Source organism: Niameybacter massiliensis (genome assembly GCF_001282685.1).
Taxonomy (GTDB): domain Bacteria; phylum Bacillota; class Clostridia; order Lachnospirales; family Cellulosilyticaceae; genus Holtiella; species Holtiella tumoricola.
The window spans coordinates 117196-140164 of record NZ_LN875034.1 but is presented as its reverse complement, the minus strand read 5'-3'; the positions used below and the strand labels follow the sequence as shown (position 1 = coordinate 140164).

At 34.0% G+C, this 22969-nt stretch carries 16 protein-coding genes; 3 read left to right on the top strand and 13 right to left on the bottom strand.

What is annotated here, in order from left to right:
- The first annotated feature begins 265 nt into the window (after window positions 1-265).
- From BN2390_RS03195 to BN2390_RS03185, 3 genes are all read left to right on the top strand, one after another.
- The gene (locus BN2390_RS03195) at window positions 266-3376 is read left to right on the top strand and encodes an alpha-mannosidase (RefSeq protein WP_053982904.1); all 3111 of its coding nucleotides are present in this window, start codon (window positions 266-268) and stop codon (window positions 3374-3376) included.
- Window positions 3376-5658: a glycoside hydrolase family 3 N-terminal domain-containing protein gene (locus BN2390_RS03190; protein ID WP_053982903.1), complete on the top strand. Its 2283-nt coding sequence runs from the start codon at window positions 3376-3378 to the stop codon at window positions 5656-5658. Before BN2390_RS03195 ends, BN2390_RS03190 begins: the two co-directional genes overlap by 1 nt.
- A gap of 174 nt (window positions 5659-5832) precedes the next feature.
- On the top strand, window positions 5833-6687 hold the full coding sequence (locus BN2390_RS03185; RefSeq protein WP_053982902.1) for a helix-turn-helix transcriptional regulator: 855 nt from the start codon (window positions 5833-5835) through the stop codon (window positions 6685-6687).
- A gap of 180 nt (window positions 6688-6867) precedes the next feature.
- Here the strand turns inward: BN2390_RS03185 and BN2390_RS03180 are convergent, their stop codons facing one another.
- The 13 genes from BN2390_RS03180 to BN2390_RS03115 form a co-directional block, all read right to left on the bottom strand.
- Complete coding sequence (locus BN2390_RS03180; RefSeq protein ID WP_053982901.1) at window positions 6868-7965, bottom strand: LacI family DNA-binding transcriptional regulator; 1098 nt, start codon at window positions 7963-7965, stop codon at window positions 6868-6870.
- 95 nt (window positions 7966-8060) lie between these two features.
- A complete protein-coding gene (locus BN2390_RS03175) occupies window positions 8061-9557 on the bottom strand; it encodes an ABC transporter substrate-binding protein (protein WP_053982900.1) in 1497 nt (498 codons plus the stop codon).
- Between the two features lie 94 nt (window positions 9558-9651).
- The gene (locus tag BN2390_RS03170) at window positions 9652-10587 is read right to left on the bottom strand and encodes a carbohydrate ABC transporter permease (RefSeq protein ID WP_053982899.1); all 936 of its coding nucleotides are present in this window, start codon (window positions 10585-10587) and stop codon (window positions 9652-9654) included.
- A gap of 15 nt (window positions 10588-10602) precedes the next feature.
- Window positions 10603-11550 (bottom strand): ABC transporter permease, encoded by a 948-nt coding sequence (locus BN2390_RS03165; RefSeq protein ID WP_082238554.1) that lies wholly within the window; start codon window positions 11548-11550, stop codon window positions 10603-10605.
- Between the two features lie 416 nt (window positions 11551-11966).
- Window positions 11967-12653 (bottom strand): GntR family transcriptional regulator, encoded by a 687-nt coding sequence (locus BN2390_RS03160; RefSeq protein ID WP_053982897.1) that lies wholly within the window; start codon window positions 12651-12653, stop codon window positions 11967-11969.
- Window positions 12613-13542, bottom strand: coding sequence for a 4-(cytidine 5'-diphospho)-2-C-methyl-D-erythritol kinase (gene ispE, locus BN2390_RS03155; RefSeq protein WP_053982896.1), 930 nt, complete (start codon window positions 13540-13542; stop codon window positions 12613-12615). Before ispE ends, BN2390_RS03160 begins: the two co-directional genes overlap by 41 nt.
- A gap of 149 nt (window positions 13543-13691) precedes the next feature.
- Window positions 13692-14609, bottom strand: coding sequence for a chemotaxis protein (locus BN2390_RS03150; RefSeq protein ID WP_053982895.1), 918 nt, complete (start codon window positions 14607-14609; stop codon window positions 13692-13694).
- A 155-nt stretch (window positions 14610-14764) separates the two neighbouring features.
- Window positions 14765-16336: a DUF3794 and LysM peptidoglycan-binding domain-containing protein gene (locus tag BN2390_RS03145; protein WP_053982894.1), complete on the bottom strand. Its 1572-nt coding sequence runs from the start codon at window positions 16334-16336 to the stop codon at window positions 14765-14767.
- 202 nt (window positions 16337-16538) lie between these two features.
- Complete coding sequence (gene yabG, locus BN2390_RS03140) at window positions 16539-17381, bottom strand: sporulation peptidase YabG (RefSeq protein ID WP_053982893.1); 843 nt, start codon at window positions 17379-17381, stop codon at window positions 16539-16541.
- Between the two features lie 77 nt (window positions 17382-17458).
- Window positions 17459-17911 carry a hypothetical protein gene (locus tag BN2390_RS03135; RefSeq protein WP_053982892.1) on the bottom strand — a complete coding sequence of 151 codons (453 nt, stop codon included), beginning with the start codon at window positions 17909-17911 and terminating at the stop codon, window positions 17459-17461.
- A 159-nt stretch (window positions 17912-18070) separates the two neighbouring features.
- Window positions 18071-19771 (bottom strand): phospho-sugar mutase, encoded by a 1701-nt coding sequence (locus BN2390_RS03130; RefSeq protein ID WP_053982891.1) that lies wholly within the window; start codon window positions 19769-19771, stop codon window positions 18071-18073.
- Window positions 19772-20538: 767 nt separating this feature from the next.
- Entirely contained in the window at window positions 20539-21858 is a 1320-nt protein-coding gene (locus BN2390_RS03120) for a PEGA domain-containing protein (protein WP_053982889.1), read from the bottom strand.
- A 70-nt stretch (window positions 21859-21928) separates the two neighbouring features.
- A complete protein-coding gene (locus BN2390_RS03115; protein WP_053982888.1) occupies window positions 21929-22924 on the bottom strand; it encodes a protein kinase family protein in 996 nt (331 codons plus the stop codon).
- Between the last annotated feature and the right edge of the window lie 45 nt (window positions 22925-22969).

Genomic DNA, 22969 nt, shown 5'->3' with positions numbered 1-22969 from the left:
TTCATTCTTTTTATAGTCTTTCTATCAATAAATTTTACATCTACTTTACAAGCTGTTTACACCTTTTATCTTGTTAATAAGGCATTTTATCTATATTTTTAGAGATTTAAAGATTTTTTTAAGTATATAAGCTTATATTTTATCACTTTTTTTATCTATACAATTTCTAATTTAGTTATTATAATAAAGATTATATAATAATTTTAAACAAAAACGTAAACTTAACGTAAACAAAACATATTACTTCGCACTCTAGGAGGATACCATGTTCTACACAAAAGAAAGAGTCACTATTATTACCCAAAAATTAAAAAGGCTTTCTAAAGTTCAGTGTAACCCTTTAGAAACTTGGCAAGTTAAGCCAGGATGTTTCAACACACCTATCGAAGCAGATGCAGCACAGACAGACTGGGAAGACTTCGACAGCCGTACCATGCACTGGTATGGTCCAGATAAACATTACTGGTTCAAAACAACACTTACAGTACCAGAAAGTTTTGATGGCAAATCACTTTGGATGATTATCCATACGCAAATTGACGAATGGGACGACGGTAAAAACCCTCAATTCCTTCTTTTTGTAAACAATGAAATTGTTCAAGGTTTAGATATGAACCATCGTGAAGTGCTTATTACAGAATGTGCAAAAGCTGGTGAAACTTATCATATTGATTTACAATCTTACACTGGGACTATTCACAGTGAATTTAGATTAATCGGTGAAATGGCTGAATTTAATCCTGAGATCAATGCACTCTATTACGATCTTCAAGTACCTTTATGGGCACTTAATCGTATGCCAAAAGGTGATAAAGTCCGTTTAGATATTGAAACAGCTTTAAATGATACCATTAACCTGGTTGATCTTAGAAAACCATATAGTAATGAATTCTACGCTTCTATAGAAGTTGCTCGTAACTTCATTCAAAAAGCAATCTATGAAGATCTTGCTGGCTTTGATGAAGTGATTGCTACATGTATTGGTCATACACATATTGACGTAGCATGGCTTTGGACCGTTGCTCAAACAAGACAAAAGGTAGCGCGTAGTTTTGCTACTGTACTTAAGCTTATGGATGAGTTCCCTAACTATAAATTCATGTCTAGCCAACCTCAACTTTACTACTTCCTTAAAGAACGTTACCCAGAGCTTTATGCTCGCCTCAAAGAAAAGGTTAAAGAAGGCCGCTGGGAACCAGAAGGTGGTATGTGGGTTGAAGCAGACTGTAACTTAACTTCTGGCGAGTCACTTGTACGTCAATTCATGCACGGTAAACGTTTCTTCAAAGAAGAGTTTGGTGTAGATAACCGTATCCTTTGGTTACCTGATGTATTCGGTTATTCAGCTGCACTTCCTCAAATCATGGACAAATGCGGTATCGACTACTTCATGACTACAAAACTTGCATGGAATCAATTTGATAAACTTCCATTCGACACCTTCAAATGGCGCGGTATTGATGGTACAGAAATCTTAACACACTTCATTACAACCCTTGGTGTTGGACAGTCTCTTGATAACTTCTTTACAACATACAATGGTATGCTTCATCCAGATGCACTTATGGGTGCATGGGAGCGTTATCAAAACAAAGATATGAACAACGATATTCTTATTGCCTATGGCTATGGTGATGGTGGAGGTGGCCCAACAAGAACAATGCTTGAAACCTCTACTCGTATGGAAAAAGGTATTAAAGGTACACCAAAAGTACGTCAAGCCTTCGCACGAGAATACTTTGATACATTAAAAGATACTGTAGAAGACAGCAATATGCTCTCTACTTGGTCAGGTGAACTTTACTTTGAATACCATCGTGGTACTTACACTTCTATGGCACGTAATAAACGTTCAAATAGAGAAAATGAAAATAACCTTATGAACCTAGAACTTTTAAGTACTATGGCTCTTGATAAAGGTGCAAGCTACCCAACTACTGAACTTGATTCTATGTGGAAAACAATGCTTCTTAACCAATTCCACGATATTTTACCAGGTACTTCAATCAAAGAAGTTTATGAAGTAACAGCAAAAGAATACGCTGATATTAAGGCTCAAACTGAAACACTTATTAATGACCGCCTGGACACATTAGTAGGGACTGGTGATGGCATTACACTTGCTAACACATCAGGCTTTGTGAAAGATACTGTTGTAGCACTTCCTACTACTATTACAAACTTAGACGCTACTACTGCTCTTGTTGATCAAGAAGGTACTCTATACCCTGTTCAACAAACAAAAGATGGTGCTGTAGCTTATGTTAAAGCATTACCATCAAAAGGTCTTAAAGGCTTTGCACTTTCACAAGACGCAGTAGCTACTACAGATGTTTTTGCTACAACAAATCATTCTATTGATACACCATTTTATAGTGTTCAATTAGATGCTAATGGTCTCTTTACATCTATTTATGACAAAGAAAATGACCGCGAGCTTATTCTTGAAGGACAAAAAGGTAATGTCATGAAGGTATACGAAGATATGCCAATGTGCTACGACAACTGGGATATCGACATTTACTACAAACAAAAATTCTGGGAAGTTACAGAGCTTACAAGCATGAACTGGACAGAAGTAGGTCCTGTACGTGCTACTCTTGAAATCGAAAGACCATTTGTAGACTCTATCATCCGTCAAAGTATCCACTTCTATGCAGATTCTAGACGTATCGACTTCGAAACTTATGTAGATTGGAAGCAAAGCCAACACCTACTTAAAGTTCACTTCCCATTAGATATTCACACAGATGAAGCTACATTTGACATTCAGTTTGGTAACCTAACACGTAAAACACATGAAAATACAAGTTGGGATCAAGCAAGATTCGAGTCATGTGCACATAAATGGGTTGACTTATCTGAAGGTGGCTATGGGGTAAGTTTACTTAATAATTGTAAATATGGTCACTCTATCAAAGATACAGACCTTGGCCTTACACTCATTAAATCAGGTATAGATCCAAACCCAACAACTGACCAAGAAGAACACTTCTTCACTTATGCACTTTACCCACATACAGGTACATGGAAAGAAGCTCATACTCAAGAAGAAGCGATCAAACTTAACCAGCCTGTACTTGTAGCAAATAAAGGGAATATCGATACAGATTTCTCATTTGCTAACATTAACAAAGATAACGTATTACTTGAAACTATTAAGCTTGCTGAAGATGGTAGTGGTATCATTGTACGTCTTTATGAATACCAAAACAAACGTACAAAAGCTACATTAAACTTCGCTAATGCTATCGTTTCAGTTCATGAATGTGATTTATTAGAAAATGAATTAGAAGCATTAACAACTGAAGAAAATGCTTTCACATTCACTATCAAACCATACGAAATCAAAACTTATAAGGTGGTATTTAGATAATGACAGAAAAATTTAGAGACGCCTCACTTACACCTTCTGAGCGTGCACAAGACCTTTTAACTTGTCTTACTTTACGTGAAAAAGTAGGTCAAATTAATCAAAAACTTTATGGTTTTCAAGCTTATGAACGTAAGGATGATGAGATCATCCTTACGAAGCACTTAACTGACGAAGTAGAGTACTACGGTGGACTTGGTACACTTTATGGCCTTTACCGTGCTGACCCTTGGGCAAACAAAGACTTTGAGACTGGCATTGTCACAGAGCTTGCTCCAAAAGCTTATAACAAAGTACAAGCCTTCGTTATGAGTCATTCTCGCTTTGGTATTCCTGCGCTTATGAGTACAGAATGTCCTCATGGTCATCAAGCCTTAGATGGCTATCTACTCCCTGTTAACTTATCAATGGGCGCTACATTTAACCCTCCACTCATCGAAGCGGCTTACAAAGTATGTGGTGCTCAAATGAAATCTATGGGTGTAGACCTTGGTCTTATTTCCGCTTTAGACGTTCTTCGTGACCCTCGTTGGGGCCGTAGTGAAGAATGCTATAGCGAGGACCCTTACCTTTCAGCTAGAATGGCTGAAAGTGCTGTTATCGGTTGCGAAAGTCAAGGTGTATTATCTGTGATCAAACACTTCTGTGCACAAGGTGAAGGCACTGGTGGTGTAAATGCAAGTGCTGCACGTATTGGTGAGCGTGAACTTCGTGAAATTCACCTTCCTTCTACTAAAGCTGCTGTTGCTGCAGGTGCAAGTGGTGTTATGGCTGCCTACAACGAAATCGATGGCGTACCATGTCATGCTAACAGCCATCTCCTAAAAGATATTTTAAGAGATGAATTTGGCTTCAAAGGTGTTGTTATGGCCGATGGTGTAGCTGTTGACCGTCTCAACGAACTTACAGGTGACTTTGCTCGTTCTGGTGCCCTTGCACTTCGTAGCGGCGTTACAATGAGCTTATGGGATGTAGGTTTTTCAAAGCTTGAAGAAGCTGTAGAAAAAGGCTACATCACAGAAGAGGAAATCGACGAAGCTGCTTTAGCGATTCTTACACTGAAATTCTCTCAAGGTCTCTTTGAACATCCTTTCCTTGATGAGGAAACTGCTACACCTACATTTACTTACGAAGAGTATCCACAATCTCTTAACTTAGCACGCGAGTCTGTTGTACTTCTTAAAAATAAAAATAATATACTCCCTCTCCAATTAGATGGCGTTAAGTCTATTGCTGTTATTGGACCAAATGCAGATGAAGTATATCACCAACTTGGGGACTACACACCACCTATTAAAGAAAGTCAAGGAATCTCTTTACTCACTGGCCTTAAAACACTTGTAGGTGAAGATGTGGCATTACACATCCATAAAGGTAGTAACATTATGGATGGTACACAAGAAGAGCTTGAAGAAGCTGTTAAGCTTGCTAGCACATGTGACCTTGTCATCTTAGCCTTAGGTGGTTCTAGTAGCCGTTTTAAAGGTGCTAAGTTTGATACCAATGGTGCTGCAATCTTAGAAGAAGGTAGCTTACAAATGGATTGTGGTGAAGGTGTTGACTGTGCACATCTTGAACTTAGTGGCCTTCAAAATGAGTTAGCAGAACGTATTTTTGCACTCAATAAGCCTACTGTATCCATCATCATTGCAGGCAGACCTTATGCCATTCCTCGTATAGCAGAAGCTACAGATGCACTACTATACAGCTTCTACCCAGGTCCAGTAGGTGGACAAGCTTTAGCTGAAATCTTACTCGGCAAGATTTCTCCATCAGGTAGATTACCAGTATCTATTCCTTATAGTGCTGCACAACTTCCTGTATACTACAACCACAAAACATCTTATCCAGCCATGGTATATCACAATGAGAAATCAAAACCGCTCTTTAGCTTTGGGGCAGGTTTAGACTATACAACTTATAACTATAGCGAAGTAGCAGCAAATACACTTACACTTTCAAAAGCAGAGTTGTTAAAAGGTACTTGCTTCACCTTTGCAGTAGACATTACAAATACAGGTGATAGAGTTGGTGCTCCTGTACCTTTACTCTTCATCAAAGATAATCAAGCATCAACTATTAGACGTGATAGAGAACTTAAATCATTCAACAAGGCATTCGTTCAACCTAACGAAACAAGAAGATACAATTTAGCCTTAGATTCAGAAGACCTGTCTGTTTGGGATGCTAATATGCAATTCACACTAGAACCAGGTACCTTTACACTTACTTTAGAAGATAAAGGCAATATCATCTGGACTACACAAATCGAAGTAACACCTTAATCTATCAGTTCTTTACAGAGGTAGCCACATACAGTGGCTACCTCTTTTATCTAATGACTATCATCAACTTTTGCCCATACCATTAGGTATTCATCCATTTTTACTTGTTATCAATTATTTGATATAATTAATCTAAAATATCTTCATATTATTCACTTAGGAAGGTTATAAGCTATGCACTCTATTCAAAATTGCACCTCTAATAATAATTCCAATATACATATTGAATTCGGAAATGATGTTGATTTTCCTATCACCTTAGGGAAGCTTACTACCTCTCATGCACTTCCTCCTATTAATAAACAAACTTCTTTACTTACCATCTACTATTTTTACAAGAGCTCGCAATCATTTAACATTAACTCTGCCCATTTTAAGGTTTTCAGTAATGATGTCGTGATACTCTCTCCTCACACTTCCTATAACACTGGCCATTGTTCTATAGAACCTTTAAAACTCTATTACATCCAATTTGACCCTTCAAAATTTATAGATGTTAATTTTGCTTTTGGTAATAAAGAATGTTCTTATATCATCGATGAATTACTTAGAAATAGTAATGCTCCTTTTAAAGTAAAAAATAATGTTAAACACTGTATTGAAAATTTACTAACTACTGCTAACGAAGCTTCTCCATTGAAAAATACCATGTTTCGTAATCGTCTCCTTACAGTCCTAACAGAGCTTATCAAATACGCAAACTTACCAGTACAACCAAATGATAATTTTTTAAATGAGAGTGTTGATTATATTACCTCTCACATTTGTGAACCTATTAATATAGAAGTATTAGCAAACAATGCACATTTATCTGTTTCACAATTTAAAGTGAAATTTCGCAACGAATTACGTCTACCACCCAATGAGTATATCCTTAGAGAAAAAGTTAACTATGCAAAAATGCTATTAACCCAAACTGAATTAAGTATCACTGAGATTGCATATATGCTATCTTTTTCATCGAGCCAATATTTCTCTACAGTCTTTAAACGTCTAACGGGCATCACCCCTTCAGACCTACGCAAATAAATCTTTTACTTATTCGGTAATTAGGATACTGTTATTCTATTCAATTTCCACCTTTTTATCTTTCAATATCAGTTTCCAATACAATATTATAAATAGCCATTACATCTTATTAACCCTATTAAAAAGAGGAGTATACACTAACTTATCAGTTCGTTAGTATATACTCCTCTTTTTAATCTTTCATACTGGTCTTTCAGTTGATTTTCTAAAATGAATATCTCCATAAATCTTAATCATTTCATTATTCCTTGTTGGATGGTCTATTCTCCACGCAAGTTGTTCTGCTAGTCTTATGCCTATATCTGATATATCAATACCTACAGATGTTAATTCTTTTTCTCCTAGGACATCAATATCATCAAATCCTGTTATGCGTATATCTTCTGGTATACGGTATCCATATGCTTTTAATTGATTAATTACCTTATATGCAATAGCATCATTGGCACATACAAATGCCTCTGGTAAGTTTATTCGGTCACTAAAGACCTCTTCAAGGGTACGTTCTACTTCTTCTCCAAAGTAAAAGTGTCCTTGCTTATTGGTGAAACAATACTCTTTGTTAATTGGTATATTATAGATCTCATGAGCTCTCATAAAGCCTCTCCAACGATCCTCTATACTCCTACAGTAGCTTGCATCTCCAATAAACCCAATCTTTCTATCACCCTGTTTAATCAACTGTTCCGTGAGATAAAAGACGCTCTTTCTTCCTTCCGCTACAACTACGTCTGCCTTAGCCTCTCTTATATCTATACCTAATGGTAAGTCATAATATACTGTTGGTAACCCTAATGTAGCTATGCTCTTTATAGCATCAATATTATAAACGTTCATAACAATGATACCAGCAAGCTCTTTACTCTCTACTAACTTAGGTAAAGTAAAATGAGCAGCTTGATCAAACGTCAAAAAGTGATAAAAACATTGATATTCTCTATCTGCTAATTCCTTAGTAATTCCATTAATAATCTTTCCCCAGAAAGATGAAAAGTCTGGTGAAGTCGCTATCACAAGTATATTTTTCATAGTATTTTTGTTACTATATCCTTCTGATAGATGCTCAGGTAATTTACTATACCCCATCTCTATAGCTGTCTCTATAATTTTCTTTCTTGTCTTATCTGCAACACTTCCCCTATTGTTCATAACTTTTGATACAGTGTTACGAGATATATTTAATCTTTCAGCTATCTCATTAATCCCCACGTTTTTCATCGTATCACCTTCTCCCTCACTTAAATAATCTCTAAATCTTATTTTATCAAATCTAATCATATTTTGTTATATATTTCCTCTGATTCAATAAAAACAAAATGAGTAGAGGTTTCCCCCTACTCATTCCATAAAAGTATTCGCTCTGTTAGTAACTATTATTTACCTAAAAAGGCATTAAGTTGATTTTGTGCTTCTGTAATGATTTCTTGGTAACCTGCTTTATTTAATTCATCTAACATTTTTGGTACTACTTCATCTGGATTTACAGAACCTGTAATAAGAGATGGTTCGTATTTAGCTTGAATGTTTGCACAAGCAGCAACTTGGTTTTTAACTGGATCAGTATTGAATGTGAATCCTAATGCTGGTGAAGATGTTGCTGTTTCATTATGAGCTTGAAGATCTGTCCATTTTGTTGCTGGAGCTGGATCTACTACGTACATATTGAAGAATGTAGCTTGTGAGTAAGCTGGAGCTTGGTAACCATCACTTAAGATTTCAATTGTGTTATCCCCAGTTTTTTTGTAGTGTGTATCTTCGATACCGAATGCAAGAAGGTTACGTGCATATTCGTCTGTATTGAAGAGTTCAATAACTTTAAGTGCTTCTTCTTGATGTTTTGAACCTGCTGATACTACTAAGAATGAACCTTGGATAGTTTTTGTTGAGTATTTTGGTCCGAAGAACATGTTAGATACTACAGGATAATTTCTTGAATTTGTCCAGTCAGCATCTGCATGTGGGTAACCTTGGTCAGATGTTACAGGTCTGTATTTTGGACTTTCTGTAAGTGTTGCAGCATCTGGATTGATAAGTCCTTCTTTGAACCATTTGTGTACTGTTCTTAAGTTATCCATTACATAGTCTTGTTCCCATGGAGAAACTACTGTTCCTGTTGTATCGTTATAGTTGATACCTACATATGGTTTTGTTAAGAATTCATCGATTTCATTGATTGTTGCCATGAATCCATTGATACCTTCTATACCTTGAAGAACAAGTGGGTATTCACTTGGATTATCTGCTTTAATCGCTTGAAGTGCTGGTTCTAATTCTTCTAATGTTTTAATGTTTTGGTAATCAATACCTAATTTTTCTACTAATTCTTTATCCCATACCCAGTATTGTGATTGAGAAGAATCTTTGTATGTAGGTACACCAAAGATCTTATCGTTCATTGTTACACCTTTCCAAAGATCTGATGGGATGAAGTCCCAAAGAGCTGGTGCTGCTGTTGGAACAAGATCTGTAAGGTCAGCAAAGTAACCTTTTGCAGCTAAATCAGTGTAGTTATTGATACTTGCACCGAATGCGATATCATAGTTTTCACCACTTTGAACAACTTTTGATACTTTATCGCCGTATTCTCCCCAGCTTGCATATTTAATTTCAAGAGTAACATTTAATTTTTCTTTTGTGTACTCATTAATTTTATCATTTACCATTTTTAAATCTTTTGGTTCGTTACCAATTGTCCACCAAACAAGATTTACTGGTGCATCTGTCTTTTTATTATCTGTTGAAGATGCTGTTGTTTGATTGTCTCCAGCTGGTGTTGGTGTTGAGCTATTTCCACCGCTACATGCTGTTAAAGTACCTAAAGACATAATCCCTACTAATAAAAGTGCTAGTGATTTCATTTTTTTATTCATAATTAAAACTACCCCTTTCATTTGCTTACATTTTGTTTTTATTTATGTTACTTTAGTTTATTTATCATCAAATCCCTTATGGATTTAACTTCAATTATTCTTTTACCGCACCTACTGTTAAACCAGAGATGAAGTATTTTTGGAAGAATGGATAAGAACATGCAATTGGAAGTACGATCACCATTACAATTGCCATCTTAACACTTTCTGTTGGTAGACCTTTAACAACATCTGCTGCCGCTGTTCCAAGTAAACCTGCATTTTGGTTTAGGAATGTGATATCTGATTCAATACGATTAAGCATCGCTTGAAGTGGAACAAGGCTTGAGTTATCAATGAAGAGTAACGCATTATACCAGTCATTCCAATAACTGAATGTAAGGAATAACCCTACTGTAGCAATTGCTGGTAATGAGATTGGTAATACAATTGTTGTAAAGATACGTAATTGACTTGCACCATCAATCTTAGCTGATTCCACAAGTGCATCTGGCACTGTTGTTTGGAAGAATGTTCTTAAGATGATGATATAGAAAGATGATACTGCCATTGGAAGCATTAAAGCTAAAATGTTATCTTTAAGTCCTAACATATTTGCTACTACTATATAGAATGAAATCATACCGCCGCTGAAAAGCATTGGAATGAAGATAACCCATGTAAAGAACTTTTTAAATCTAAAGTTTCTTCTAGATAATGAGTAAGCAATACTTGTATTTAATACTAGCCCCATAATTGTTCCACCTACTGTAACAATTACAGAAATTTTTAAAGCATTAAGTAATGAGTCTTTTGTATCCCATAAATATTTATAAGCTGATAGTGAAAATTCTTTAGGCCAGAATCTATATCCATCTTGAATAATACTTTGTTCTGAACTAATAGAAATCATAAATACTAAGATTACTGGTAAGATACAAATAAGACCGAGGACAATGAATAAAGCTGATATTGCAAAGTTGCTTCCTTTAGAGATTCTATTAAATTTTTCGATCCCTTCGAGTTGTTGTTTTTCTTTTTTAAATTTCATTTTCTGTCCTCCTTCTTAGAATAATCCATTTTCACCATCAATTTTCTTAACGATGGTATTTGCAGTAACAATAGTAATGAAACCAATAACTGATTGGAAGAATGCTGCAGCTGAACTCATTGCCATACTACCTGTTCCTTCAATCGCTTTATATACGTAAGTATCCATAGTTGCTGTTGTGTTAAATAATGTTCCTGCATTTTTTGGTACTTGGTAGAATAAACCGAAGTCTGATCTAAAGATATTACCAACTGCCATGATGAACATAATAATGATGATTGGTTTGATAAGTGGTAATGTTACATATTTGATTTGTTGCCATTTTGTAGCTCCATCAATAACTGCGGCTTCATAGTAAGTATTATCAATACCTGCTATAGCTGCTAAGTAAACAATCATACCATAACCAACTGTTTTCCAAACTTGCATGAATACCAAGATATATGGCCAATACTTATCTTGCATATACCATTGGATTGAATCTTGACCTATGCTTCCTAAGAATTGATTTACAATCCCTTTATCATAGCTTAAGAATGCGAATACAAAGTAGCTAACAACTACCCATGAAAGGAAGTGTGGTAAGAACATTGCTGTTTGGCATACTTTTGCAAGTTTTTTACTATAAAGTTGTGTAATCCCGATTGCTAATGCAACTGGTACCACTGTTCCTAAGATAATAAATATCGTATTATAAACTACTGTATTTCGAATAATAATTGGTGCATCTGGTGTCTTAAACAAGAATTCAAAGTTTGTAAAGCCAACCCACTCGCTTTGTATAAGACTTTCAACAAAACCTTGACCAGGTAAAATTCTAAAATCTTTAAATGCAATTAGAATCCCGATCATTGGAATAAAACTAAAAACAACGTACCATATGAAAGTAGGCAATGCTAAGAGTGATAGTTCCACATCATCTCTATTTACTTTGAATTTGCTTTTTTTAATTTCCTTCTTCAAAAAAACGCCCCCTTGTCTGATATAATTTCAAGTCATTTCTATTTTTTTCATTCTATTGATGTAAATTTTTATTTTTACATGTAAAACTTGAATTTTACACCAATGTTTACTTAATTTATAATTATCGTATCATTAATTTTGTATAAAATCAATATATATATTTAATTTTTTTTATGTTTTTTGCACCTATTATTCTAGTTAATTGTGCGAAAACGTTATAATTACTAGTTTTACGCCTAGTTAATATGTATTAATTTTTTTTGCACACTTTTATTCTTTTGTCACATATTCAGTCTATAAATTGTGCGTTTAATCATTTTTGCATACAAATAAATGTGCATCTATTTTACATTTAGTTACAAAAAAAGACTAACAATGGCTTGTTTACATGCCATTGTTAGTCTTTTTACGCACTATTATCTATTTTTACTGTGAATAAATTTCATAATTGAGCTACATTGAGTTTCTATATGTTTTGTTGCTAACCCTGCTGCTACTTCTTCTTGTCTTTCTTTTAATGCATTCAGAATTTCATTATGTTCTGCAATTACTGCATTGCTTTCTTCAGTATTTTTAAGATAAGCAATACGATAGCGCTGTACTTGCTCTCTCATATTATTGTAAAGTTGAATAAGCTTTTCATTTTTACAAGCTAATGCAATTGTGTCATGGAATTCTATATCCTTTTGAATCATTACTTCTATATCATCTTCTTTAGCCGCATACTCATATTCTGTAATAATAAGCTGAAGTTTTAAGAAAGAACGTTCATCCATATGTCTACATGCAAGTTTTGCTGATAACGCTTCTAATGCTGCCCTTACTTGAAGTACATCTTCAATATCTTTTTCTGTAAATTGTGCTACTTGTGCACCTTTACGTGGTACCATTACAACAAGTCCTTCTAGCTCTAACTTACGTATTGCTTCACGTATAGGTGTACGACTTACACCTAGCTTTTCACCTAATTGCGTTTCCATAAGCCTTTCACCTGGCTCTAATTCCCCATTTAATATCGCTTTTCTAAGTGTTTGGAATACAATATCCCTTAATGGTAAGTACTCATTTATCTTCATGTTTGTGTTTGTATCTTTTTCTTTCATGTCTTCTTTTCCCCTCTCTTTTGGCCTTGCAAAATGTACTCGTTACATGTACTTCTCTTAATCCACATTTATTCTTGAAATATTCTGCCGCCAATGTTGCTTCATATTTGCTTGGGAAAATACCAAATACAGTTGGGCCACTTCCACTCATCATACTTCCTAGTGCCCCCATACGTATCATATCTTGCTTAATCTCTTCTATCTGAGGATGCATCTTAATTGTAACGTCCTCTAAAACATTTCCCATATGTGTCGTCATGTAGTCAATATCTTGCCTCTTAATTGCTTCAACATAATCATCTGTCTCAGGATGCTTTTCTATTTCTGCTATATTTAAAGCTTTATATACACTAGCTGTAGAAACACTAATGTTAGGCTTTGCCAATAAGATATGCATTGGAGGCAATGATGGTAGTGGTGTTAATACTTCACCAATTCCTTCTGCTAATGCTGTCCCTCTTAAAATACAAAAAGGTACATCTGCCCCAATTTCTACACCCATTTTCATAAGTTGTCTCTTACTATAATGCGTACCAAATAATTTATTAAGCCCTACTAGCACAGCTGCAGCATCACTACTACCGCCTGCTAGTCCTGCTGCAACAGGAATACGTTTAAATATATCTATATAAATACCTGCTTTTATATTGCTTTCTTCTAAAAACTTTGCAGCTGCTTTATAGGTAATGTTTTTATCATCTTTCGGGAGCCATGCTAAATTATTATTGATTCGAATACCTTCTGTTTTAGTTTTTGTAATCGTAATTGTATCATGCAGATTAATAGTTTGCATGATCATTCTTAAATCATGATAGCCATTATCACGTTTACCTACTACATCTAGTGTAAGATTAATCTTACCTCTAGCTTTAAGTATTATTGTATCCATCAGTAGCTCCTTTATTTTTATTATTTTTTATATTATACCCCTTAAAAAAAGACTTAGTCAATGGAAATGTATTTCTTGTATACAAAGAACAAAGGATACCCTTTAATAGGATATCCTTTGTGTCTGTAGCTTCATTAAAACTTCACTATTTATCTAATTCCAATCAAGTTATCTACAATAGAAATTAATTGTTTAATGTCTGGTTTGCTAATCTGAGCATCTGCTCCAACACTCTCACCTTTTCTTTGTAAATCTTCTGTTATAAGAGAGGAGAATAAAATAACTGGTAAAGTATTTAAAATCTTATCATCTTTTATTTTTTTTGTTAAAGAATAACCATCCAATATTGGCATTTCAATATCTGAAATAAGAAGATTGACTTGTTGTTTAAAATTATCTCCATAATTTTCTTTAACATCTACTAAGTATTGATATACTTGTGCACCATCATTAAAGAATCTAAGATTTGTATATCCAGCGTCTTCTAATGCATTTTTAAGTAGTTCTCTAACCACTCTTGAGTCATCTGCTAAGATAAGATCCATTTTACTTCTAATATGTTTTTTTTCTTCACTATTATCACACATGTCTCTATATTTTTCATTATAGAAGTTATTCTTTGGATTTAATGAAAGTAAAATACTTTCAAAATCAAGAAGCATAATAATTTTTTCGTCTAATAATACGCTTCCTACTACTAATGAATCATTATCTAGTGCATGAGTATTATCTAGTTCTGACCATTTTACACGTCTAATTCCTGCTACTTCTTCAATAAGGAATACAACTGTAGTTTGATTAAGTTCACAAAGTAACCCTAAAGCACCATCTGTTATATCCGTACTTTTTTTATTAAGTACTTTCTTTAAATCAATTGTTGATACCATGTTATTACGTACTACAGCACGTCCTACTATATCATTCGGACTCCCTGGTATTGGAGATACCTCATTTATTCTAATTATCTCTTTAATCTTCAGTACATTAATACCGTAGCGAGCTCCGTTTATTAAAAACTCTACAATTTCAAACTCGCCATTCCCTGTTTCAAGTAAAATATTGCTCATTGTATCCCCCTTTATAATATTTTCTGTTTTTTATAGTATACTTCTTATAAAAATTATAGCAAACATTTCAATACAGGTCTATTAATATAAATCATAAAAATATAACTCTAAGAATAATTTTTATAATAGTCAAAATTATTCTTAGAGCTATTTAACTAGAACTTTGTTTTCTTTAAAATAATAAGTTTTTGACCTAAATTAAGTGCTGCATTTTCATCTAAATCATTAATTTCAACGATATCTTGAACCGTTGTATTAAAACGTTTTGCAAGATTCCAAAGAGAATCTCCTTTTTTAGCTGCATACACTGTAATACTTGGATAATTATTAAGTTCTTCTTTATCCATATCTTCTACGTTGATTTGATTAATGGTTTGAACTATATCTTTTTTATAAACATTTGCGATATAGTCAAGTGCATAGTCAATCATAAGATCATTTTTGTTATAAGCACTTACTTCTATATCTTTAGGTTGTACTTTAACATCAATGTAAGCATCCTTAGAAAGTCCTTCAATTACAAGTTCTTGGTTAAATGGTAACATTTCTACTGCAGTTTGAACCATATTCATGTTCTCTGGATCAATATATACAATTTTAGCTTCTACCATACCACTAACTGTCAGCTTGTCACCATTAATTTGCTTCTCTTCAACCATAGGTTTTAAAGTTACACTAAAGATTTGCTCTGTGTCTGGTGCGCCACTATCTACAGTTACCATTTCTTTTTTAGATGCTTTAGCAGCTCCTTTTGAAGCTAAAGTCATATAATCAGAAGTATTGTTTGCAATTGTTACTTTTTTACCTGGGAAATACACATCATCTATAATTGTTTCATCATTCTTATCATATGTATTGTATTTAGCTTCTACAATGCATTCAACCTCTACAATACGATCTTCTCCATCATAGTCTGGTGAAACTTGCATATAGGTTGGTTTTACAGTTAAATCACAATTCCAATAAACTTCTTCACCTGGTTTGGTTACATCACTACTTCCTGCAAAAGGAATACGGTGTTTAACAACTTCAACAGGTTTATCTTCATCTTGACTTGTATACATAGTACTTACTTCAACAATACCATTGTATAAAATCTCACTGTCTGTACGTTTGATTTGTTCTTCTTTAATTTCTGTGTTCATTTTAAGAATTTCAGCGATACTTGCTTTACCTTGTGGAATTGTCAGTTCGTCTTTCACTATAAGTTTTTCCACACCATTTTGTGATGGTCTAACAATACTTACAGTATCAAAACTTGTTTGAATAGGGCTATCACTTCTAACATCTGTTACAAGCTCTATTTCTTTTGGTTTTGTTGCTTCAACACTAACACCAATAATAGCTTTAACATTAAGTTTACGTTCATTCAAAATATTCCAATGCATATGTTCAATATTATAGTTGAAGGCTATACGTTGGTCATTGTCTACACCATCTAAAATAACAAAATCCTCAAGAGGAATGCTACCTTTCATAGTATAGATTTCTTTTGAATTGTTTTGAGGAACATAAAGAATAGTTGTATCAAGTTGCCCTTTATAAACAACTCTATCCTCCTGCACATCAATTTGATCAATATTAATGTCTCCATCTAAATATAGTACTCTTTGCATGTCTGGCTTTCCATCTGGAACAATAATGTCTCTTTCCTTAACAACTTGTACGTTTTCTCTTCTAGTCATTTCATTCAAGCCCATTTGTTTTCTTATAAGCTCTACTGACATTTTACGATCCTCCTCTTCTAACCTTTACACTCTACCTATGTATATGAGTAAGAGTTATCTAGTTATGCCATGATTTTTACATTTTGGACTAACTTCTATTTCATTTATATTCATGTACAACCTGTAATATACCTTTTTTGAACACAAAAAAAAGGCAGCCTGGCGGTTGACTACCTTCTTTTAACGATCTACTCCTGCGCCGTTAGGATTTATCGTCGAATGCTCCTACTACTGGCCCACCTTTACGTGCTACCCCTAGAATCTCATACCCTCCTACACCTTTAAATTTGGTGACTGTATTTTTAATGGCTTCTTCTATGGATAACACTTCATTAAATGGACAGTACGCAATACGCTCTACTATGAATACTGGGTCAAGGGCATGGATAAGTACTCTTTCTGGTGAGGCTGCATAATCCGCTCCTGCTTCTAGGAGAGCCTCAAAGAAAGATTGACACGCCCCAGCAAAAATAATAAGTTGCTTATTTCCTTGGGGTACCTTTCTAGCTTCTTTTATGGCTTCTACAAAGTATTTTGAGTTCTTATACTCATTAATATCAAATAAATTTTTATACTTTTTGTTCAATGAATCATGTCCGGTCAGAACAAGTATATCTGGATTGTGCTTTTGCAAAAGACTACTAATTTTTTTGGGTTGCTCAAACTCTAAGACATTTTCACCAACCGCATTGACTCCCAATATATCATAGTACTTCATACATAAGCTGAGATAAAAGGTATCTCCATCTATGTGTAGTACTTTCCCTGTTTTTTGGAGTATAGGTTTGTTTTTGTCTTTTGTGAGTTGCTTTTCGAGCACTAAATTTTTTACTGTCTGTTGAATTTTTTCCATTAAATCATTTTCTTTATTTGTAAATCGCATCCCTCCCGCAAGTTCTAGATCTTCTATAGGTGCATCTGCTATAATTCTGTATGAAATTCCTTTCAGTTTCACTATACCGTCAGGCCTTATTTCTAATACTTTAAATAAAACATCTCTATTATATGAAATACGTACAACATAATCTCCGACTGCAATAACCATACATTAAGACTCCTAGTCACGATATCTCTATATTTTATTACATGAATAGGAAGTCCTATGCCTATGTATCAAGAGTATTAACCATATGATGAATGTGTTGGCTCTCTAGAATGGAGTTTTACACGATAGTGTTCTTTGTTATAATGATCTTTTAATTTTTCAAAATCTATGTAAACGACGTTATCTCTATAGTAGAGATCCTGGCGTTGATTCCTAAGCGGATATCGTAATAAATAGATGACATTATCTTTTTTAATAGAATGCATCATCTGTTTCATCTCTTTAGCCTTACTCATAAGTTTTACATTTGTTTGTAAGGTAGAGTAGCTTTCCTCAATATGCTCTTCTTGATGTTTACGTCTTTTTAATTTAAATAAATTAAGTAAATGTTTTTTAGCTGTTCTAGCTTCCACTCTTGCAAGTTTTCTTTCTAATTTTTTCTCTTCATGCTTGTCCTTCATAGTAGCAGCCCATTTACTTACACTGTTTACAACTTCCATTACTTTTTCTAAAATATGTAGTTTGATCATCTGTATTCCCCCTAATTTTTCATCTGTGTGATAGGTGTTGGCGTTTCATGAGACTATCCTAGCACCATTTCCATTTCTTGGGAATCCTGAAGTAAAAAATAAGATGCTTCAAGCCTATTCATGCCTTGAAACATCTCAAAAACTTTTTTGATTTTTCTATTACTTTATCCAAGGTGCAATTAGTACATTAACTGCCTCTTTAATAACTTCAACCTTCTTACAAGCATCTTCTTCGCTTGTTCCTTTTATTCCTATATAGAATTTAATCTTTGGTTCAGTACCAGATGGTCTTACACATACCCACGCACCATCATTTAATGCATAGTATAAAACATTAGATTTAGGAAGGTCTCCTACACCTTGTTTGTAGTCTCTTGTACAAAGCACCTTGTATTCTCCAAAGCTCTCAGGTGATTCTTTTCTGAGATTTTCCATTACATTTTTAATCTTTTCTAATCCTTCTATTCCTTTTAAGGTAATAGATTGTACAGCTTCTTTATAATATCCATATTTCTCATAGAGTTCTATAAGCCCATCATAGAGTGTCATACCTTTTGTCTTATAGTATGCTGCCATCTCTGCTGCAAGCATACATGCTACAACTGCATCTTTATCTCTTGCATAAGTACCTGCTAAACAACCATAGCTTTCTTCAAATCCAAAAGCATAACTTCTATTATGATGTTCTTCAAATAGTCTAATTTGTTCTCCTATGTATTTAAAACCTGTTAAAACTTCCATAACATCTACACCATAAGCATCGCAGATAGGTCTTACCATCTCTGTTGTTACAATGGTTTTGATCACTACACTATTCTTTTCTAATGTACCTTGCTTGCTTTTCTGAGAAAGAATATATTCTGTAAGCATGGCACCAAGCATATTCCCTGTTAAAACAGCATATTCACCTTCATGGTCACGTACGAGTACGCCTACACGGTCTGCATCTGGGTCTGTTCCCATTACAATATCTGCACCTACTTCTTTAGCTAAATCTATTGCTAAGTTAAAGGCTTCCTTATTCTCTGGGTTAGGACTTTGTACAGTTGGGAATGCGCCATCTGGCTCTTCTTGTTCTTTTACAACATATACATTCTTAAAGCCTACTTCATCTAATATCCTTCTTACTGGTTTATTTCCTGTTCCATGAATAGGTGTATAAACAATCTTAAAGTCATCTGCAACTTCTTTAATAATCTCAGGATTTAAAACTTGTTTTTTAACTTCTTCAATATAAGCTTGGCTTACTTCTTTGCCTATCATCACAAGCTTGCCTGAACTTAAAGCTTCTTCTTCACTCATTGTCTTAATGGCATTAAAGTCAGTAATCGCATTAACTTCTTCAATAATCATTTGGTCATAAGGTGCAATAACTTGAGCACCATCATTACCATATACTTTATACCCATTATACTCAGGTGGATTGTGGCTAGCGGTTACTACAATACCTGCATCACACTTTAAGTACCTTACAGCAAAGGAAAGCATCGGTACTGGTCTTAAGTAATCATATAAGTAAGCTGTAATATTATTAGCAGCAAGTACAAGTGCTGCTTCTTTAGCAAATACATCTGAGAAATGTCTTGAATCATAAGCAATAGCTACTTTAGGATTAGTTAAAGCCTGTCTATTTAAAAAGTTAGCAAGACCTTGTGTTGCCTTTCTAACAATATAAGGATTCATTCTATTAGTCCCTGCTCCAATAACACCTCTTAAACCTGCTGTTCCAAATTCTAACTCTGTATAGAACCTATCCTCAATCTCTTTTTCATTCCCTTTAAGTGCAAGTAACTCATCTTTTGTTGCTTCATCAAAAATAGGACTTTCTAGCCACTCTTGATATTTTTCTTTATAACTCATGTTGAGCCCCCTTAAACCATATTTTTACACTTTTACATTATATTATAACTTTTCCAACTTTTAAAGTTAATTATAAACAAATAAATATTTGGTTAGGTGTGAGGGCATGTAGGCAAGCTTATTGTATTCCAACTTCTAGTCCTCGACTTTTAAGACAGGCTAAACTCATTTCATCAAACTAACGGTCAAAACTCAGAAAAGAAGTGCACTTTTCTTCAGACATTTCCCTAAAACCAGTTTGATTCCACTCACTAAGCCTCTCTAAAAAGTCTGTGGAGAAAGTTTCCATACAATAACTCACCTTACAGCCCATCACATCATAGACCCTTCCGGTAGAGAGATAACAAAAGACATTGAAATATGCAAGGTTTTGCCCTGAAAGAAGAAACATTTACTCCTATCTCTTCACCATGGTGAACTACTGGAAGTGAAAACTTACCTAACTGAGTAGAAAAGGGCGGTGATGCGTGGGTGACCTCACTGGAGCTTTTTTCGAGAATGGACTTAGAATGTGTTAACGAATATGAAGGAAGGGGTTTGTGCGAATGTTTGAGCGTTAGCGAGTTTTCGCACATTCTGACTGAATAAGAGTTTACACATTCTTAGTCCATTTGAGCAAAAGCGAAAGGGAGAGCACACACGTAGTGCCGACCGGTCTATCTCAACTACTAAGTTTTCACTACATAAAATATTTATGTTAGTTGCCTTAAGATAAGGTCTAGCCACGCAAAAAAGAGCTGCTACTTTAAAGTAGCAACTCCATTCTTTTAATTAGGAATAAGTGTATAAAGGTAACTATTTTGATCATCACTTTGATCGATTAAGATATTAGTTTCATAGTTTTTATACCCTTCTTTTTTAAGGATAATACTATATTCACCTACTTCTAAAGTTCCTTTAAAAGGTGTTATACCTTTATACGCTCCATTAATATAGACTTCAGCATCCTTTGGGTCACTTGAAATGCTTACTTTGTAATCTACTTGATTCGCTTGATTATTATCTTGCTCTTCTTTCTTACTCTCAGACTCACTTGAACTTTCTTCCTCTTCACTTACTTCTGATACTAAATTAGCTTTCATCACTACATTGCCTTCTTGTAAGTTTAAGGTTTGTACATAAGGTTTAAACCCTGATGCTGTAATTTCTACTGTATAGGTATCTGTAGGTAGTGTGATCACTTCACCTTTTTTATAAACTTTATCCTTTATCTTTACCTTATAATCTTGATCTGTATTAAGCACCTGAATAGTAAGAGTAGTTTGAAGTCTTTTAAACTCTTCATGATCAAGCTCTAATGTCTTGCCTGATTCAATAGTAATAGTCCTTGTAATTGGTTCATACCCTTTAAGTTGAAGTACTACATTATGTTCTCCTGCAACTAATGGTAATGGATTCATATCCTCTGAAAGTGGAACTTGCCTATTTCTATTAATTTCTAGATAACCATCATATATAGGTAACTTACCTATATGTATATAGCCTTCTCTAGCTAGTACCTTAACAGAGAATACTTGATCATCTATTCCTTTTAATTCTAAGATATCGTAGTCATTAACCTCATGCATATTAATCATGTTATCTTCTTCATCAACAATATTGGTATGACCGGTATAATGATAGAGTACACTCCCTATTTTAAGGGTACGATTAGATCGATCAATGTCTAAATTCTTCATGTCTGTCTTTGTAAAAGCGTTCGGTGAGATTCTAACACATACTAAATTATCTTTTTGTGATTGGTAAATAAGTTCTACAATATCTCCTACTTTTAATGCTGAATATGGCATTGTCTTTTCAGTACTATCTTGTACCCTAGTTGTTGTTTGAACTTGATAAGTCTTTATTTCTCTTTTTTCTATATCTAAGATATCAATGCTTTGTTCTTCTAAATTTCTTATAACCCCTGTAATTGTTATATAAAAATTATCGTCTTTTACTTCATTTGTTATTGCTTTATAGGGTTCTTTTGGAACTGTTTCCGTTACAAAATACTTAATCCCTACAAGCATGACAATGAGAAGCACCATAAATCCCACTATTGATGAGATAATTACAGTTGTAATAAAAGTCTTATTCTTTTTCACTTTATACTCCTTTGTATTTTTCTATTTTATTCCTAGTTTAAATTTCTTAGTATCTAACCATCTGTACCTCTTATAAATGTTTAATAAGTTCTTTTGCAGCAGTTAATTGCTCATCTTTATAGACTAACATGTTCTCCCACTTATGTTCAAACATGCTGTAGTTATTACGATGTTTAGATGTGGCATACTTAAAACAGATATTAGAATATTTTTCTGGGAAAATAAGCATTGCTTTAAGTGCTCTTACTTCATCTTCTTCTAATGTATTAATGCATGCATAACTATTAATAAGCTCATCTAAGAGCCCAATATCCCAATTATTTTTTTGCATAATCTTTGTTAATACATTACTTAAGTCTAACAGTTGAATATTATAAGTGCAATTATCTAGATTCATAATCTTATAGGTATTGTCTTCTAATCTTCCTACTGCATGGTAAGTAAAATCATTATGCATAATTGTTTTATTTACTTTAGCTTTTGTAATTAATTGATTTGCTATTTCAGTATTTACCAAGTCTAGTGCACTATACTGCAATTCTTCATAGTCTCTATAGCTTTCTAAAAACATGATTTCAAATTTGGTCTTTTGTGAGAAACCAGAAATCTTCTTTTTCATTCTTTTTGCATCTAACATACGTTTTTGAAAATATTCGTATATATTTTTTGAACCAATATTTTCTATGTCACGTACTTTAGACTCAATATGACATGCAGCTTTATGAAATCTTGCTAATACTTGCATACTTGCTTTAAGTTCTTCACGATTTGCAAAGTCTATCTCTGTAATTTTATCATAAGATTGTAGGACAAAGCACTTATCTAGATAAGTACCATACGGCAATTGTTTTTTATTTAAATAGATTTTATTAATCTCATTAAATCCTTTATCCAACAACTGTTGGGTTACTTCATGCTCAAAAACAATTTGCTCTTTTGGAATTAACGTCTTTCTAAGTAAGAGTTGCCCTTGCTTCGTATCCAAGTAATAATTGCTACGACTATATTGGAATTTTTTTATACTAATGTCATACTGATTAAACAGCTCATTCCCTACTTGTTTCATTCCATTTCTCCCCCCCTCCAGTGTTTTATTTCCTCACCTTTCTTA